General features: G+C 56.0%; 9 protein-coding genes and 3 pseudogenes. 8 read left to right on the top strand and 4 right to left on the bottom strand.

From position 1 onward, the window contains the following. Positions 1-43: 43 nt before the first annotated feature. The 3 genes from ACHHV8_RS02870 to ACHHV8_RS02880 are packed head-to-tail and all read right to left on the bottom strand — an operon-like array spanning position 44 to position 3199. Positions 44-1744, bottom strand: a complete 1701-nt coding sequence (locus ACHHV8_RS02870; RefSeq protein ID WP_395156576.1) for a CotH kinase family protein — start codon at positions 1742-1744, stop codon at positions 44-46. Positions 1745-1770: 26 nt separating this feature from the next. Further along, a complete protein-coding gene (locus tag ACHHV8_RS02875; protein ID WP_395156578.1) occupies positions 1771-2484 on the bottom strand; it encodes a DUF4956 domain-containing protein in 714 nt (237 codons plus the stop codon). Position 2485: 1 nt separating this feature from the next. After that, positions 2486-3199 carry a polyphosphate polymerase domain-containing protein gene (locus ACHHV8_RS02880; RefSeq protein WP_395156580.1) on the bottom strand — a complete coding sequence of 238 codons (714 nt, stop codon included), beginning with the start codon at positions 3197-3199 and terminating at the stop codon, positions 2486-2488. 349 nt (positions 3200-3548) lie between these two features. Here ACHHV8_RS02880 and ACHHV8_RS02885 point away from each other — a divergent pair, with 349 nt between their 5' ends. The 7 genes and pseudogenes from ACHHV8_RS02885 (at position 3549) to ACHHV8_RS02915 (ending at position 14666) form a co-directional block, all read left to right on the top strand. Then, positions 3549-6965: a response regulator gene (locus ACHHV8_RS02885; protein WP_395156582.1), complete on the top strand. Its 3417-nt coding sequence runs from the start codon at positions 3549-3551 to the stop codon at positions 6963-6965. Positions 6966-7066: 101 nt separating this feature from the next. Beyond that, complete coding sequence (locus tag ACHHV8_RS02890; RefSeq protein WP_395156584.1) at positions 7067-7984, top strand: carbohydrate ABC transporter permease; 918 nt, start codon at positions 7067-7069, stop codon at positions 7982-7984. A 3-nt stretch (positions 7985-7987) separates the two neighbouring features. Beyond that, positions 7988-8828 (top strand): annotated as a pseudogene (locus ACHHV8_RS02895) (carbohydrate ABC transporter permease). A gap of 142 nt (positions 8829-8970) precedes the next feature. Then, a pseudogene (locus ACHHV8_RS02900) lies at positions 8971-10302 on the top strand (ABC transporter substrate-binding protein). A gap of 200 nt (positions 10303-10502) precedes the next feature. Next, a complete protein-coding gene (locus ACHHV8_RS02905) occupies positions 10503-12167 on the top strand; it encodes an MGH1-like glycoside hydrolase domain-containing protein (RefSeq protein ID WP_395156586.1) in 1665 nt (554 codons plus the stop codon). Between the two features lie 111 nt (positions 12168-12278). Beyond that, a pseudogene (locus ACHHV8_RS02910) lies at positions 12279-13180 on the top strand (glycoside hydrolase family 43 protein). Positions 13181-13553: 373 nt separating this feature from the next. Further along, on the top strand, positions 13554-14666 hold the full coding sequence (locus ACHHV8_RS02915; RefSeq protein ID WP_395156588.1) for a metallophosphoesterase: 1113 nt from the start codon (positions 13554-13556) through the stop codon (positions 14664-14666). A gap of 99 nt (positions 14667-14765) precedes the next feature. Here ACHHV8_RS02915 and ACHHV8_RS02920 read toward each other — a convergent pair whose 3' ends face one another. Continuing rightward, a complete protein-coding gene (locus tag ACHHV8_RS02920; protein WP_395156590.1) occupies positions 14766-16043 on the bottom strand; it encodes a LacI family DNA-binding transcriptional regulator in 1278 nt (425 codons plus the stop codon). Between the two features lie 167 nt (positions 16044-16210). Here ACHHV8_RS02920 and ACHHV8_RS02925 point away from each other — a divergent pair, with 167 nt between their 5' ends. Beyond that, complete coding sequence (locus ACHHV8_RS02925) at positions 16211-17119, top strand: hypothetical protein (protein ID WP_395156592.1); 909 nt, start codon at positions 16211-16213, stop codon at positions 17117-17119. The last annotated feature ends 31 nt before the right edge of the window (positions 17120-17150 follow it).

A 17150-nucleotide genomic window follows, 5' to 3' on the forward strand; every position in this document is an offset into this window, starting at 1 on the left:
AGCAAGTGCTCTTTTCCATTGGTTAACTTGGTTGGCTGAACGATTATCCTCGTTTGCGCCTATACTGCGTCACGAACACGCATGCGAGCAGCAGGACGATGACCATGCTTCCTGCGGTAAGCGCTTCGCTGATACTTCCCGCCGGCTGTGTGCCTTGGCCTTCCGGGCCGCCGCCCATGCCTCCGCCGGGCCCACCGTCCATACCGCCAGGGCCTCCACCCATACCGCCCATGCCACCACCTGGGCCGCCTTGCATTTGCCCGTTGGCGTTCGGCGCAGTTTGGCCGCCTTGAGCCTGCCCGTTGGCATTGGGCGCAGCTAGCCCGCCCTGAGCCTGCCCGCCTTGAGCCTGGCCATCGGCCGCCGCCTTAGCCTTAACGGCATTCCCTTGCTGCTTGCCGCCGTTGCGGCCCATACCTCCGCCGGGCCCGCCGCCGCTGCCGGAGCCGTCCCCGAACGACGGGGAGGTGCCGTCTAACTGCTTGGTGAAGCTCTCCACGATCTGAGCGTTGAATGCCGTCAGCTGTGTGACGCCCTGCTGGTACTGCTCGTAGGTGTAGAATGCGGTAGGATCCTTCTCCACATAGGAGGAGATCATGGCCGAAAGCTCCTGTACACGGGCTTTGAACGTATCGTCAGCCAAGTAGCCGTCCAAGGCGTCCTTCAAAATTTGATGATATTTTTCTTTATAAGCATCGACCTTGAGCAGCTTATCGATCAAAGGACGATCGGACAATGCGCCCTGTGTCGGCTCATCGATCAACAGGCTCGTTCCGCCCAGTCCGCCGAACGCCATGTTATAGTCCCACGGCAGAATGGAGAATACCCCTTTCTGCTCGTACAAATAATAGTTGTGCTTGTTGCTGCCCAAATAGCTGTCCATGTTGGCTGTGAGGACGTTCAGCGCAATAAACTTCAACGCTTCGTCCACATCGAGCACTTGGTCATAATCGGTTCCGTTGTTCAGCTCATCGACCATGTCGAGCAGAACGCTGCCGTCCGAGGATTCGGATTTCAAGTCAAGTCCCGTGTAAGACTGGATCGATTCCAGCCAATTTAACTCGCTGCCGCTGCCTCCGTTGGCTTTATATAAAGCTCCGTAGGCATCGCCGAAGTTGCGTTCCAGGTACGATTCCCCGATTTGCTCGACGGCCAGATAGAAGCCCTTCAGCTCGCCGTTTACATAAACATTGACGAACGAATATTTCGGTGTCGGCAGGCCCATTTGCTCCGCCAGCTCGTAGGCGAGAAACTCCCGCATATACGAAGCGTCGCTGTAGTTGTTGTTCAGATTGATTTTGCTGATGCCGTACAGCGTCTGACTTGAAATATATTCGTCGAACGAAATTTTGAAGCTGTACCGGTCGGAATCGGAATTGACTACGCTGCGTAAGCTGAGATTCCCCTTCGTCCGGACAGCCACATTGTCGAAATGCTTGCCGTTGTAATCGACGGAGGCGGTCTTGAATTCCTCCTTGCTGGCATTGTCCAGCATATCCTGGAAATCTTCGGCCTTCATCGTGATGTTCACATCGATGACTTTATCTTTTGGAAAGACGTCCTCGTCTATGCTTTTTTCGTTGTTTGAAACGGCCTTGTCCCCTGATGCGGCCGCTGCCGCAGTAATCCATTTAGCTGCGGCGGCTGCAGCGCTGTCCGTTCCATTCAGACTGGCCGTCGAGCAGCCTGCGGCCCCGAACAGGAGCGTGAAGCATAGAAGGAGTATGACCAGTCTTCTGCTCATTTGCAAGCACCTCCATCTATTGGCTTTTAGGATACATAATCCCCGCTGTAGCTGATCAGGACGGCGTTCTTCACGCCGGAAAGCCCGGAAATTTGGTTGACGAACTGTCCCTCGCTGTCGCACAGACGCACCTCCAGCGTGCTTTCGATATTGCCGTTAGTCACTGTTTTTTGCTTCACATTGTAGCGCTTCACCAGCTTGCTGACGAGCGCATGAACTTCTTTCTCGCTGTGATCCCCGTCGCAGTTGACGACGAGCAGGTAAGGCGTCTCAAAGGAAGAGCGTTTGATAAAGAAGAACATAATCAAGCCGACGATGACGGAGCCCAGAATAGCCAGGGTATAAAAGCCGGCGCCGGAAACGATGCCCGCAGCGGCCGCCCAGAACAGGAAGATCAGATCGGTCGGATCTTTAATCGGCGTTCTGAAACGGACGATCGAGAGGGCGCCGACCATACCGAGCGACAGCACCAGGTTGGAATTGACCGCAATAATGACCATGGCCGTCACCATCGTCATGCCGATCAGCGAAATGTTAAAGCTTTTGGAATAAAGCACGCCGCTGAACACTCTTTTATAAAGCAGGTAGATAAAAAATCCGATCAGAAAGGCGACGCCAAGCGATATAAGCATCTTGGACAAGCTGATGTCCGAGGTAAAGTTGCTGATGACCGATTTTTTCAATAAATCCGTGAAATTCGTTGTGGTTCCTGTGGTTGTAGCTGCTGCAGCTGTTTCCATATCAATAGTCCTCCCATGTATTCAATTTTAAAAATTTGCGGCAAATCACGTATTTGGATGCCGATTGTCTGTTCAAGCCTTCAAGCTGAACGGCCGTCTTGATAGCGTCCGGAATATATTCGTCGAACTTAACCTCCAGGATAATCAGATTATCGTCGATGGCCCGGACCGGATCGAGATTTTTGTTAAAGATGTCCGTTGAATGAAGGCCGGTCATTAAGTCCTTATCGAAGGTAATCCGGACATTTCCGTGATGGCATACATACGGCTCGCGGACGTAATCGACGATGACCTTGGGCCTGAGCAGGCTGTGGTTCATCTCGTTGTACAGCTCCATCAGGAGCGGTTTGTCCGGCCGGTTCAAGCATTCGAAATCGCCTGCGGCGATAGCGTCATACATGTCCCGCGTCAGCGGTTCCTTGATCTTGGCGATGTAATCGTCGCGCTTCATTTTTTTCTCGAAATGGATTACATTATCCTGGATGTTGTAGATCCGGATCCGGTATTTTACCCGGTCGCGGATGCCGCCGAGCTTCTCATGAAGCGCTTTATTGTGCATATCGTCAAAATATAAGCTGCGGATATGGTATTCGCCTGTCGGCCCTACGTTGGCATCCGGGCGCATCAAGCTTTTCAGCCGCTGGCGGATAATGTAAAACTGATGCTGATTAATAAAAAACTTAAGCTCATGCCGGTATTTCAATTGTTGATTCATTGGAGATCCCACCTCTTTCCGCCGCCGTGCTTTTTGCTGTAATTCAGTCGAATCATTGCTGTCTCACTGCTTCGTTACAAGTTGTATTCTAAGGGGCCTTCCTGAGACCCCCCTTAGGGTGAACTGAACGAACCCTGAAAGTTTACACTGGCTTTACACTACGTTAACTTTACGTTTACAATTCGGGCTGATAAGGCAGGAGACGCCGCGGAAAAGCTGCCGGATACGTTTAGTATCAAGCATGAAAGGGAACAGAGGCTTGAAAATAGCTTATAATAGACAAGCGCACGAAAGCGTTCGCATTCGGTCACGGCTTGGCTGACGCCGATGGGAAAGAGGGGACGAAGGCATGTTTTATTCCTTAAAAAACCGGTTAATCGCATTTTTCGTTGTGCTGCTCGTCATTTCGTTCGGCACGATGTTCTATCTTCTCTTCCAGGAATCGCGTTCCATCATCCGATCCTATATCGAATCCTCCGCTCTGGAAAAAATGGATGAGTACGGCTCCTTCGTTCATATGGCTCTATCGCAAATGTATGACTTGTCCTCCGTCGTATTCAACAGCGAGACGACTAAAAGATGGGATAACGCATTATCCGATCCTTCCGTGCCGGAGGGGGAGAAGATGCTGGCTAATATTGCGATGAGCCAGTTTTTGACGCAGACGACCAATAACTATTCGATCGCGTCCTCTGTGATGATCTACCGTCAGGACGGCACCCGGATCGGCGACGGCAACGAGGTATCGACGAATATTTCGTTCCAGGATGAGGAGTGGTACCAGGATTTCCGAACCCGGGGCAATCATTGGGACTCCGCGCACGCCGATCCGGTCGAGGTCAAGCGCTCCCGGCCGTACCAGGTGGTCAGCCTGATGCTGCCGATCGGCACGTTCGAGCCGAGCTTGGCCAAGAGCGTCATGAAGGTGAATGTCAGCTCGGATTTTTTTCTCGAGCCGCTGAACCGGATTCATTTGGGGGAGAACGGCACCATTTTTCTGCTGGACCAGGACGGACGGCCGATTTTATCGCAGACGGCGGAATTCGATGCGCATCCGGACCTGTCCAAGAGCGTGAGTCTCGCAAGTGCGGCTGCAGATCCGCAGGGCGTTATTTACCTGCAAAACAGCCGCGGGACCACCGACATTCTCGTATATAAAAAGCTGCAGCTGAACAACTGGATGCTGGTTGGCCTCGTGCCGGAGAAGGATTTGTTCCTGAAGCTGATCAAGCTGCGCGACAGCAGTCTGCTGGTCGCTACGCTGCTCTTGATCCTCGCTATTCTGGGAGCTTCGTGGATTTCCTACGGCATTACGAAGCCGCTGTCGCGTCTCGCCTCAGCGATGCGCCATGTGCAGAAGGGCGATTTTGCCGCCGCGGAAACCCGCATTCCCGAGGAGCAGGACGTCGCGCGCAATGAGGTCGGCTTCGTCACCTCGACGTTCCGCAACATGGTGAGGCAGCTGCGGCAGCATATTAAGGTTGAATTTGAATTGAAGCTGCTGCGGCAGCAGGCCGAATATAAGGCGCTCTTGATGCAGATCAACCCGCACTTTTTGTTTAATACCTTGGAGCTGCTGAGCAGCCTGGCCATACAGCGGCGGACCGAAGACACCGTACAGGTGATTACGTCGCTCGGCAAGATGCTGCGCTTCTCGCTGCGCATCAGCGATGATTTGGTGCCGCTTTCCGAGGAGCTTAAATATTTGCGCCACTACGAGTCGATCCTGCGCATCCGGTTCGGAGACAGACTTCAATTGTCCATCGAAGAGCAGGGGGACAGCTGGCAGCGGGAGATCGTCAAATTCATCCTGCAGCCTTTGGTGGAGAATGCCGTAAAATACAGCCTTCAAGGGTCTTCCGCGGCTAAAGTGGAGATTCGGGTATTCAATGAGGCAGGGCGTGTGAGGCTCAGCGTGGCCGACAGCGGCCCCGGCATGGCAACGGACCAGATCGAGAAGCTGCGGACCGAAACGGCGGCGGTGCCCGATCGAGCAGATTCTGAAAAGCAAGTCGCAGCAGATCGGGCTGCGCAATGTTTTGGCAAGATGCCAGCTGTATTACGGCTCGCTTTTTACCTTTACGATTCAATCGGCAGAGGGAGAAGGCACGGTAATCGAGCTGGCGCTGCCTACGACGACAGGGGGAAAACCGCAATGAAACGCGTGCTGATTGTAGATGATGAGCCGGAAATCCGTCTGGGGCTCCGGTTGAAGGTAAATTGGGAGGAGCTGGACTTGGTTGTCGCCGGGGAGGCTTCCAACGGGGCCGAAGCTTTGGAACGGCTCGCCGCGGAGCCGGTAGATATCGTCATTACCGATATGAATATGCCGGTCATGAACGGCGTATCGCTGTTGGATGCCTGCCATGCCGAATACCCGAGCCTGCGGCTGCTGGTCATTACCGGCTATGAGGATTTTCAATACGCCAAGGCGGCGATCCGCAATCAGGTCCGGGATTACCTGCTGAAGCCCGTCGCTCAGGACGAGCTGATGGAGGCGCTCGGCAAGCTGTCGCGGCAGATCGACGATGAGCGCAGGCTTCACGATCAGCAGGCCAAGGATCAATGGAGACTCTCGCAATATTATAAAGAAATGAAGGAGCACTTCTTGATTCATACGGTCAAGGGGGAGATTGAACGGGGCATGCGCGAACGCGCCAAGCTGTTCGAGCTGGAGCCTTGGGACGAGCGCAGCGTCCGCTTCATGACCGCAGGTCTGAGGGAGCGCGGCTTTACAGGGCCGCAGCAGCGGACGCCGGACAAGCTGCGGCTGCCGTTCGAAATGCTGTGCAGGGAATTCGCAGCGTCCCATCCCTCGTCCCCGCAGGTGTTCCGGGATCTGATCTATCCCGGCCTGGTTCATTTCATCGTGCCGGATGCCGGCACGGAGAACGAAGCGGCGGCTTTTGCCGGCGAGCTGCGCCAATGCGTAGAGCGTCATCTTGCGATTGAACCCGCGATTGGCGTCGGACAAACGGTCGCCGGCTTCCCGCAGTGGAAGGAGGGCTATCTGTCCTCCCTGCTGGCCTGGAACCTGTCGGAGCCGGGTGCGCGCGAGGACGCCTCCGTGAAAGACGCGCCGGATGCGAGGGCCGTGCTGACAGAGGAGAGAGTCATGCGCCTCCAGCATTATTTGAACCGCGGCGAGCTTGAGCTGTTCGAGCGGAGTGTACAGCAGGAGCTGACGGAGGCTTTTTATGTGTCGCAGACTCATTTTGTCAAAATGATCTTCCAGCTTTATCTGCTGCTGGATGCGGCGGCCCATGCGGCCGGCGCTGTGCCGGACAGCGGGGAGCAGCTGTGGCTCCGGCCCGATCTCGTCCTGGGGCTCGACACCGTGGAGAAAGCGCAGCGCTTTCTGTGCGGTCTTGCCCGCTCGATCCGCCAGCGGTCCAAGGAGGGGACGGAGCAGGCGGACACATCCGTCATTCAGGCGGTTCAGCAGTTCATTAAAGAAAATTACATGTACGACCTGAACCTGACGATGCTTGCGGACAAATTCAATTACAACTCCTCCTACTTCTCCGAGCTGTTTAAAGCGAAGGTGGGCAAGACGTTCATTCAATATTTAACCGACGTCAGGATGACGGAGGCGGTATCGCTTCTAGAGCATACGACACTCGGCCTGTGGGATATCGCCGAATTGACTGGCTTCTCCAATGCCAGCTATTTCAGCTCCAAATTTAAACGGATGTACGGCATCTCCCCGTCGGACTTCCGGCAGAAGCTACCCGAAAAATTTATAAGCGAAGACCCGAAAAAATAAAATTCATCGCGGAGCCTCCCTTTTGTATGCTTAAGGTACAGCGTACGCATACGAAAATGAACTAACCTAAGACATACATTTTTTTACAGGAGGAGGCTCCCATGCACCCATCGCGAAAATCATCCCTCTGGCGGCAAGACCGTACAGCCTACCTGTTTTTGCTGCCATGGCTTCTAGGCTTCTTCTGTCTCACGCTCGGCCCGATGCTGGGCTCCTTGTACTTATCCATGACCAAATTCAACCTGCTGACTCCGCCGCGCTGGCTGGGAGCGGACAATTACGTGGAGATTTTCAAGGGAGACGCCTCGTTCTACCATTCCTTGGCTCTGACGTTCCAATATGTTTTCTTATCCGTGCCTATTCGCCTCGTGTTCGCTCTGCTGGTTGCGCTAATTCTGAACAAGGGCATCCGGGCGCTTGGCATTTACCGCACCGTGTATTACATTCCTTCCCTGCTGGGCGGGAGTGTAGCCATTGCCATCGTGTGGAGAAAGCTGTTCGACGGCGACGGTCTGCTGAACAACTTTTTAAGCCTTTTCGGCATTGAGGGCCCGGCGTGGATCGCCAATCCGAATTACGTGCTGCACACGATCGTGACCCTGTCCGTCTGGCAGTTCGGCTCCGCTATGGTTATTTTTCTGGCCGGCTTGAAGCAGGTGCCTGCGGATTTGTATGAGGCGGCTCAGGTCGACGGTGCGGGCAAAGTACGTCAGTTTTTCCGAATCACGCTTCCGCTGCTGTCGCCGGTGCTCTTCTTTAACCTGGTGATGAGCATCATCAACTCCTTCCAGGTGTTTACGCCCGGGTTCATGATTGGCGACGGACGCGGAGAGCCGCTGGATTCCACTTTATTTTATACGCTGTACCTTTATTTGAAAGGCTTTTCATTCTTCGATATGGGTTATGCCTCTGCACTCGCATGGATTATGCTCATTATCATTGCAGTGTTCACCGGCATTGTCTTCGTCACCTCGAAATATTGGGTATTTTATGGCGACGGCAAAGAAGGGAGGGGCTAGCTTATGACACAGACGAGAAGCTTGGTGAACTTCGGAAAGCATGCCGTTATCATTCTGTTCGGTATCATTATGATGTATCCGGTGTTGTGGCTGCTCAGCAGCTCCTTCAAGCCGAACGAGCTTATATTTACCGATACCAGGCTCTGGCCGGCAGTATTCACTCTAGAGAACTACGCGAACGGGTGGAAAGGGCTTCAAGGCACCTCCTTCGGGACCTTCTTCGCCAACTCGCTGCAAATTTCCGTTCTTTCGGTGCTCGGCAATGTTGTGACGTGCTCGCTGACAGCGTTTGCGTTCGCGAGACTCGAGTTCCGGGGCAAAAAACTGTGGTTCAGCCTGATGCTGGTCACGATCATGCTGCCGTATCACGTTACGCTCGTGCCGCAGTATGTGCTGTATAACCAATTTGAATGGATCAACACCTTTTATCCGCTGATCGTGCCGAAGTGGCTGGCTCACGACTCGTTCTTCATTCTCCTGATGGTGCAGTTCATCCGCGGCATTCCGAAGGAGCTAGATGAGAGCGCGACGATCGACGGCTGCGGGCAGAGCCAGATTTATTGGCGGATCGTACTGCCGCTGCTGGTTCCCGGCGCTGATTACGACCTCCATCTTCACCTTCATCTGGACGTGGGACGATTTCTTCAGCCAGATGATTTATTTGAACAACATTAAGCTGTTTACAGTGCAGCTCGGGATCCGGTCGCTGTTCGACCCGTCCGGCCAGTCGGACTGGGGCGCGCTGCTGGCGATGTCCGTTCTGTCGCTCCTGCCGATCATGGCTATTTTTCTCACCTTCCAGAAGCATTTTATCGAGGGGATTGCCACGACAGGATTGAAGTAAGGCGGCAAATATGCCGAACAGGCATACGCTGCCCGGGCAGGTACCTTTGCGGTATCGCGATGGGAAATCCAGGCCGAGCCTGACGCTTTACGATGTATATACCTGACTTTCAATAACGGATCATACTAGGGGGATGCCTACAATGAAAAAAAGCCTTTTTGTACTGATGAGCGCATTGATGACACTGACCACGGCCTGCTCCGGCGGCACCGGCGCGAGCACGGGAGGAACTGCGGCTGCAGGTGACCAGGCGGGAGCCGGCGGGGACAAATCGGGTCCTGTCGAGCTGCGCATTATGTGGTGGGGCGATCAGAAGCGCGCCGATCTGACGAATGCGGCGCTGCGGAAGTTCGAAGAGAAGTACCCGAACATTAAGGTCGTCGGCGAATTCGCGCCAAGCTCCGGCTATTTCGATAAGCTGAACACGCAGCTTGCCTCCGGCACGGCGCCGGATGTGTTCTTCCTCGGCGGCAATATGATCGATTACGCGAACAAAGGCGTATTGCTGGATCTGGGGCCGTATGTAGGCAAGGAGCTGAACCTGAACGACATGGATAAGGGGATGGTCGAGTACGGCACGGTGAAAGGCAAGCTGCTTCACATCTCGGCGGGAGCGAATGCCCGGGGGATCGTCGTCAATACCGATCTGTTTAACAAAGCCGGTATTCCGGTGCCGAAGGACGGCTGGACATGGGACGATTACGCCAAGATCAGCAAGGAGCTGTCCGACAAGCTCGGCAAAGGCTATTACGGCACCTACGATTTCACCGTGGACGGCATGGACATTTCGCTCAAGCAGCGCGGCAAAATGCTCTATGATATGGACAACGCGAAGCTGGGCTTCGAGCAGAAGGATGCAGAGGAATGGTTCTCCTACTGGGATAAAATGCGCAAGGACGGCGGCGTCGTGACGCCGGAGCTGCAGGTATCGAACCCGCCGACCGATACGAGCAAATCGCTGATCGTAACCGGCAAAGTAGCGATGAACCTGATCGCTTCCAACCAGCTGGTGGCTCATCAGAATCTGACCAAAGATAAGCTGACCCTGGTTCAGGTTCCGCGCCGGTCCGAAAGGCACAGGCGTCGTGTTCGAATCGAGCCAAGGCCTCTCCGGCTACGCCAAAACGAAGCATCCGAAGGAAGTCGCTACACTGATGAACTACTGGATCAACGATCCCGATGCCGCCAAAATCTTGGGTAACGATCGCGGGGTCCTGTAACGGCGCCCATGCGCGAGCTGCTTAAAAAGGATGCCAATCCGATCGACCAGCTCATTTACGATTATACGAGCCGCGTCTCCGAAGCAACGACGAAGGAGCCTGTAAAAGTAAGCTACAACCCTCCGGGCTTTACGGAATATTCGAAATTGGCGGATACGACTGTACAGGAAATCGGCTTCGGCAAAAAGACGGTACAGCAAGCGGTCGCGGATTTCTATAATGGAACTTTGAAAATTTTCAATAACAACAAGTAAGCAGGCACCGGTTCAAAAAAGCATAACAAAGCTCAGTCTGTCCGAGGGCAGGCTGGGCTTTGTTTACTGTGAAGATGGAATGCGAATCGGAGAGCTTTATCTCATGTAAGAGAGCAATGACTTTAGCCGATGCTTGGGTGCTGCGATGCCGACGGGTGATCGAAGAATTTATAACTATAGAGTGGAGAGGGGTATGACGGATGAGTCACAAGCTGCTGCAGCGTCTTCGTGAAATCGATACGGATGGGAAAGTAGGGGGAGGAGGCAAGCCCTCCGACCGCGCGGTTATGGAGGAATGGCGCCGCTCCGGGGTCAAATTCGCGGCCTCGTCGGAAAAGTTCGAGGGCGTATATTACAGCGCCCTGCGCAAGCTGCTGGATTGCATCGTCCCTCCGGATGCGGCCGGGCAAGGGAAGCCGATTCTTCATGAGGGCGGGGTGTACCTGGGCTGCTGGCTGGAAAGCACAGGCACGATCAATGCCGAGCTGCTGTCGCGGTTCGTCCCTTCCGTTTCGGAGGCGAGCTATGAGCTGTTCGCCGATTATCAGCGCGCAGACGGGCTGATGCCGTACAAGATTACAGAGCAAGGCCCTTCGTACCGGCAGATTCAGCTGGTATCGCCGCTGGCGAGAAGCGTCTGGAATCATTACCGCTTGAACGGGCGGGATAAAACTTTTTTGCGCAAAATGTACGAGGCGATGTGCCGGTACGACGGCTGGCTTGCCGCGAACCGGGATACGAGAGGCACGGGCTGCGTCGAGGCGTTCAGCACGTTCGATACGGGACACGACGGCTCCCCGCGCTTCTGGCATGTGGCGGATACGCCGCATCTGGGCGATGCTTCGCAGTGTAATCCGGATTCGCCGATCCTTCCGTTCCTGGCGCCGGATTTGACGGCGAACGTCTACTGCCAGCGCATTTATTTGTCCCGGATTGCCGCTGAGCTGGGCGAAGAGGACTCCGTTTGGGAGCATAAAGCGGCAGCGAGCCTGCAGAGCCTGATGGAGCACTGCTACGATGCGGAGGACACATTCTTCTACGATAAGGACCGCAGCGGGCAGGCAGTGAAGGTACAGTCCGACGTGCTGCTCAGGGTTATGGCCTGCGAGGTTGGCGATCACGAGCTGTTCGGCGAGGTACTGCAGCGATACCTGCTGAATACGAAGAAATTTTTCGCCAAATATCCGCTGACTTCCATTGCGATGGACGATCCGCGGTTTGATCCGCTGTCCAATTATAACAGCTGGGCCGGACCGACCAACTTCCTGACGGTCATCCGGACACCGCATGCGTTCGAGCATCACGGCCGCCATGTGGAGCTGACCTGGATCCTGCTTCCGATCTTATCCGCTCTGTCACGAATGACCCGGTTCGGCCAATGCTTGAGCCCGTGGACCGGAGAAGAAGGCTACACGGAAACGTATTCTCCGGCGATGCTGTGTCTATTGGATTTTGTAGAGCGGCTGTGCGGCATTCTGCCGACGCCGGGGGGCGAGCTGTGGTTTACGGGGCTCGTGCCGTACGCGATGGACCATGGACAAGAAGTGTCGGAAGAGACGGCCTACAGCCGGAAGGTGGACGGCACGCTGTATGAGCTGGTAAATACGCGTGAGGGAGCGGAGGTTTACCGGTCCGGCGAGGCGGAACCGTACTTGCAGTTTCCGAACGGAATTCGCGCGGTGACGGACAGCAGCGGCGTGCTGAAGTCTATCGTCGGCATGACCGTTCGAACGATCGAAGGGCAGATCCGGTATAACGGGCGAACGGTTCCTTTTCACATCAAAGGCAATGAGGTGCTGGAGTTTCAGAATGGAGAATTTGTCAGCATTAGCAGCATAGGTGTTATTATTCCGACCTATTGCTGAGCGGCGGGAGAAGACCGGACCGGAGTATCACGCAGGGGTGATGGGATGCTGGGGACAGAGGAACCGCCAATTTTTTAGAAGAATAACCGTCTTAGGGAGGAGTGTAAAGGTATGCTCAAAAAAACGAATGAAATTCAGATCCGGGACCCTTATGTAGTTCCGGTAGAAGCGGAGCAAAAATATTATTTATTCGGCAGTACGGACGCGAATATATGGGGTCAAGGAACCGGCTTCGACGTATACGTCAGTTCGGATTTGGAGCAGTGGGAAGGGCCTAAGCCTGTATTTCGTCCGGAGGACGGCTTCTACTCTGAGGAAAACTTTTGGGCGCCGGAGGTATATTCGTACCAAGGCCGCTATTATATGTTCGCCACGTTCCGGCGCAAGGAGAACGGCAAGCTGGGGACGGCCGTGCTTGCATCCGAAAGTATCCTGGACCGTTCCAGCCTCACAGCCAAGGCCCTGTTACGCCGTACGACTGGAATTCGCTGGACGGCACGCTGTTTATCGACGGGGAAGGGCAGCCGTGGATGGTGTTCTGCCATGAGTGGAAGGACGTGTCGGACGGCGAAATTTGCGCGGCACGGCTCAAGGAGGATTTAAGCGAGCTTCAGGAGGAGCCGGTTACGTTATTCCGCGCCTCCGAAGCGCCATGGACGACACCGCTGCCGCTGTCCGAGAAGATCAAGACATTAGATAATTACGTAACGGACGGCCCGTTCCTGTACCGCACGGACGAAGGGGCGCTGATGATGCTGTGGGCCAGCTTCGTGCAAGGCCGCTACGCATTGGGCGTGGCGGTATCCGCCAGCGGGAGCGTGACCGGCCCTTGGGTTCAGGAGGAAGCTCCGCTCTTTCAAAGCGACGGCGGGCACGGTATGATTTTCCGCACCTTCGACGGGAGGCTGATGCTGACGATTCATACGCCGAACCGGACGCCGGAGGAACGGCCTATTTTTCTCGAGCTGGAGTTGGAGCCGAAAGATGGAAGGCTTGGCCTGAGAGAGAGATAGAGAGCGGCAGCCTGATATGTATTATCGGGAACAGAGCGAGGCTGCCTATTGTTAAACGCACGCGAATGCTGAGCATACGTTGCGGCACTGTGCGGCGGCCGGTCGAACCCGCTGCGGGGTTGTAGAAATCATCGTTTAACGGACACACTTTGCCGGTTCTGCAAGGTGTGTCTTTTTGCTTAAACGGCATCAAGAAGGAGGTAACGGCTGAAAGAGGCAGCCTGTTGATTCGTCCGGATCCTTCCTCCTTGAATCCTTTCCCTGGAGGGCTTGCGATGCGGCAGCCTTTGCAATGGCCGATTTTGACAATTGGCATGCAACATGTCAACATGGAGAGGATGTGCATCAATAGCGTATGGGGGATAGGATGCTTATGGCGTTTACACCGATTTTGCTTTTGTTTGTTCTGATCAATTTATACATCGGCGGTCACGGAGCTTATCTGCTGTCGCATTACGCGGTTCCGATTTCGCCGGTCGTCTATTGGATTCTGTTCGCGATTCTCGTGTTTTCTTATCTGATCGGCCGTTCCCGCTGGCTGAGAGGGCCTGTGGGCAGGCTTCTCAAGGTTATCGGCTCTTATTATTTTGCGGTCATGGAGTTTCTTGTGCTCTTGCTGCCTTTGGCTGATTTGACCGCATGGATCTGCTCCTTGGCAGGAGTGCCTACAAACGTATTCCTGCCTTGGATTGGCTGGAGTACGGCACTCGTCCTGCTCATCTTGCTGCTTCGCGGCTCATGGAACGCATGGATGCCGATCGTACGCACCTATGAACTGAATATAGAGAAAAAAGCCGGCGCGCTGAAGGAGCTGCGGGTCCTCGTCGCATCGGATATTCACCTGGGCAATATTGTCGGCAAAAAGCATCTGAACAAGCTCGTCCGGCAGGTGAACGAGCTGAAGCCGGATCTCATTCTGCTGCCGGGCGATGTGCTGGACGATTCGATCGAGCCATTTCTTCGCAACCGGATGGCGGAGGTGGTGCAGCATCTGAAGGCGCCTCTCGGCACATTTGCGGTGCTTGGCAATCATGAATATTACGGAGGGCATATCGAGGAGTATGTGAAGCAGATGGCTGCGATCGGCATTCGGGTGCTGCGGGATGAGCTGGTGCTCGTAAACGACGCGTTCTATGTAGCGGGCCGCAAGGACAAGACCGCGGAGAGCGCCGGGGGCCGGCTGCCCTCTGCCGAGCTTCTGGCGGCTGCCGATCTGTCGCGCCCTGTGCTGATGCTGAACCATCAGCCGTATCAATTCGATCAATCGGCGGCGGCGGGAGCCGATGTGCTGCTCTGCGGCCACACCCACCGGGGGCAGTTCGCTCCGAACCATCTCATTACCCGCAGGCTGTTCGAGCTTGACTGGGGCTATATGAGAAAAGACCGGATGCACGTGGTCGTATCCTCCGGCTTCGGTACCTGGGGGCCGCCGATCCGCTTGGCCAGCCGCTCGGAGATCGTTCAATTGCGCGTTCGATTCACATAAGTTTATAAAAAAAGCAAGCGCCATGCCTCAACGGGAGGATGGCGCTTATTTGTTATGGGGCCTGGGCCTAGCGGATGTCGGCCTTAAAACGAATAACGACTAGCCGCTTTGCCTCACGATGAGTCTTGCGGATAAAATGATTTTCTCGCTCAACGCTCCGCCGCTGCCGAGCTTGCGCTCCATCGCCTGAACGGCCCGTCGCCCGAGGGACTCCTTGGCAAGCTCCACCGTCGTCAGCGGTGGGAAAGAGCCTGCGCTCCCGGCAATGTTGTCGATGCCGGCAACGCGGCATCGTTCGGGTACCGCGATCCCTTGGGCCGCAAGCGTGTCGATGAGCTGAAGCGCCATCTGATCGTTGGCGCACAGGAAGCCGTCAGGCAGCGCCTCGCCGCCTGCGATAAGCGTGTTTAGCCGCTTAGCCAGCTGATGCTTCCATCCGGGCGAGCCGTAGGGCAGCGTCCATTTTTTCAGCTGCAGCGGCGCTTCCCGGCGGGCGGCCTTCCATTCGTCGAAGGCAAGCCGGCAGCCCCACCAGCGTTCCTTGAAGCTGACGGCGAAGCTGTCTCTGCCCGCAAAAACGATCGAGGCGCAGCCCTGGGCGAGCAGGTGATTGCAGGCCATGCGGGCCGCCTCGAGGTTGGCGTTCAGGATGGCGTCGGCCTCGATTAACGGCTCCTCGTGATCGATCAGCACCATCGGCAGGCCCAGCTGGCGCAGCGCCAGCAGCTTGGAGGCGGACGTCTTGCCGACGACGATCAGCCCGGCCAGCCCCGGTGTTGAGGCGGCCTCCGCTGCGGACAGCGGGGATGCGCCTTCCGGGGCGTGCTCCAGGAATGCGGGCGTCCAGCCGCTCTGCAGGCAGGCGGCGAGCAGACCGTCCAGCACGCGGCCCCAGAAGTCCGGCTCTTCCATGTAGCCGGGCTCCATGTAAAGGAGCAGCCTTGGCATGGCTGCTGCGGCTGTACCAGCTGCCCTGGCGGCTCCAGCGGCGGACGTCAAGCCTGCGGCGACAGAGCACAGCCCGCTGTTGTAAGACTCAGCGGTGGCGCGAGACGATTCGCCTGCCGGGGGCAGCTGCGCTGCGGCGGATGCCGGCAGCCCGCCCGAAGGGGACGCAGCGGAAGCGGCGGTGTGCAGCATCGTTGCTGCGATACCGGCTGAAGGCGAGGGTGGCTTCACAGCAGTGCCGGCAGGCAACGGCACCTCTTGGCCCTGCGGGACGGACGGCAGCTTGTAGCCCAGCGTCCGCGCCAGCTCAATGATCTGCAGGCGGACCGAATGGCTGACGCCCGGTTTGCCGGACAGCGCCTGGGATACGGTATATTTGGAAACGCCCAACCGGTCGGCGATCTGCTGCATCGAGATTTTTTTGACCATGCTCGGCTCCTTTCGATAGCGGATCAAGTGGCAAATTTTTCGTTGACATTCGTCTGCCGCAAGCGTACAGTCTTCGCGAATAAGCTAGGGATAGTACCTAACAAACCTAACAATATGCTGAGATTGTAGCAGTCATTGCGAACATTGACAAGGAGGCTTCCATCGCCATGAACCCAACGGTTGTATTCTATGATCCCTCGTTTCCTTATGCCGGCGAACGTCCGGATGCCGAGGCGCTTGCCCAGCTGCGCGAACGTTATATCGTCGCAGACGCCCTAAGCCTGGCAGAAGCGCTGCAGAGCGCGGACGCTTATGTGCATTTGCACGGGCCTTACTTTCCGAAGGCCGCCTGGCTGGCAATTCTGGCCCATGCCCGGGAGGGCAAAGGGCTGCTGTCGGTCGGCGGGGCGCCCTTTCGCATCCCGGTCGCCGAGAACCAAGGCCGCTGGGTGGCCGAGCCGGAACAGACCGGCTACCATCAGCAGCTGCAGATTCATGAAGCGCTGCCGGTCGACCCGGCGCCGATTGCAAGCCTGGCAGCCAGCCGGGAGGTGCCGCAGTTCGAAGGCCGCGAACGGCTGTTCACGATTGAACCCACGTATGGTGTGGTGCTGCATGTGACCAAAGCGGACGATCAGCCCGGGCAGCTGGGCTCGAGCGGGCCGATGGATGCCCGTCTGTATCCGCTGCTCAAGGGCATCAGCGGCTGCGGCTTGGAACGGGAAGTCGCTGCTCCTGCGGTACTGCTTGAAAATACGAAGGGCGAGTTTGCCGGCGGCCGCTGGATTTTCATAAACCAGGTTATCCGTGAGCGGTTCTGGCAGCAGGGTGGCGCGGAAGCGATAGGAGAGTGGGCGGAGTTTACGTCCGCGGGCGTTACCGAGTTTTGGCTGAAGCCGAACTATGCGTCCTATGAACCGGGAGACCGCGCCGTACTGACCCTTCAAGGTCAGCGTCTCGGGGCGAAACGCGGGGAGACGCTGGATTGGACCTATACGGTACGGTTATATAAAGCGGTTCAGACCGAGGTGCAGCAGGCCGTCCCGGGCGATTTTCAACTGCCTGGACCGCTATGAGCAGCTTTGGAAAGAGGAGGGTGGGATAGCG

This window comes from Paenibacillus sp. TAB_01, assembly GCF_043945595.1.
In the GTDB taxonomy this organism is placed as follows: Bacteria; Bacillota; Bacilli; order Paenibacillales; family NBRC-103111; genus Paenibacillus_S.